This is a genomic window from Pseudomonas sp. 05T35 (assembly GCF_056396605.1).
In genome coordinates, this window is record NZ_JBFTLU010000731.1 from 1 (window position 1) to 1294 (window position 1294).

The 1294-nt window shown below is 59.7% G+C and carries 1 protein-coding gene; it reads right to left on the reverse strand.

Going from position 1 to position 1294, the window contains the following annotated elements:
- On the reverse strand, positions 1–874 hold an 874-nt coding region (locus tag AC1DH9_RS29315; RefSeq protein WP_477809352.1), incomplete at its 3' end, for a POTRA domain-containing protein.
- Positions 875–1294 lie beyond the last annotated feature (420 nt).

Below are 1294 nucleotides of genomic sequence, written 5' to 3' on the forward strand. Positions count from 1 at the left end.
GGCTATAACGCGGGCCATGGTTGAGGGTGTCGCTGAGATTGATGCTGAGCAGATCATTGAGCTGCAACGGGCTGTCCAGACTCAGGCTCAAAGTGTCGCGATCGCGTCCGGTGCTGGCGCTGCCGAGGTTGTCCAGGCCCAACCCCAAGGCCCAGCGCGAGGCGGCGCTGCTGCGAGAACGCAAGATGATCCGCGAGGCGCCGGGCTGACTGCCGGGGGCGATGTCGGCCGTCAGATCGAGTGAGCGCAAGCGGTTCAACTGATCCAGGCCCTGCTCCAGATCGCGCAGGTTCAGCGGCTTGCCGAGCATGCCGGGAAAGGCCCCGCCCAGTGCGACCGGCAAGCTCTGATCCGGCAGTTCGATGGACTCGACGTAACCTTCATCGACCCGGATATCCAGCGACTGGCCGGCCGCCGGGGCGCTGACCAGATACGGTCGACTGGCGATGTAACCGGCATCCACATACAAGCGGGTGATGGTCGCCAACAGATGATTGATCTGGCCGACCCCCATGCACGAAGCGATCTGCGGCTTGAGTTGCTCATTCAGTTCACGGCTGCTCAACAGCGTGACGCCACCAATGCGTGTCCCGCTCAAGGGCCAGCATCGCTCATCGGCAGTGACCTGCGCGGGCAACGCGGGAGTGCCTGGCGCCGGTCCAAAGCTGCCGCGTTGCAATTGGCGGCGCCGCTGTTCCAGTTGCAATTGTTGCAGGTCGCGTTGTTGCTGCTGTTGCTGACGCAGCCCTTCCTGGTCGAGCGCCGAGGGTTCTGCAGCCTGGAGCGCAGCGATGCCCAGGCTCAGCAGCGCGGCCAACAAACGTGGAAAGAATGGGGTGGAAAAACGCGGAACAACGGAAAGCGAAAACGGCACTCAACATCCTTGCATTCGATTAACTGGCCTAATGCCACGCTATCAATTGGCGTGATAGTCAAACCCTGACTACACAAATGCAAGACGCTGCCTACGTCGTATTTAATAATTAAACATCACTACAGTTTTCATCGATCAGGCCGTACGGCTCGCACGCACGCTCACAGCACCACCTATCAAAAGCGTCCGCCCTGGATGACCGGCAACCGACGAGCGGCTGGAAAAATCATTTGTCAGAAAATATTACCTACGTCATATTACAGCCGTAATAACGACTGCTACCCCATAGGGGATTGCCATGACCAGCCTGAACACTGTTGATCCTTCCCTTGCCGTGCAACCTGCGCGCCCTCCTTTGCTCAAGCGCTTGCTGCTCGCCGTTGCGGGCCTCATTGCTCTGGCGTTGATCGCCCTCTACGG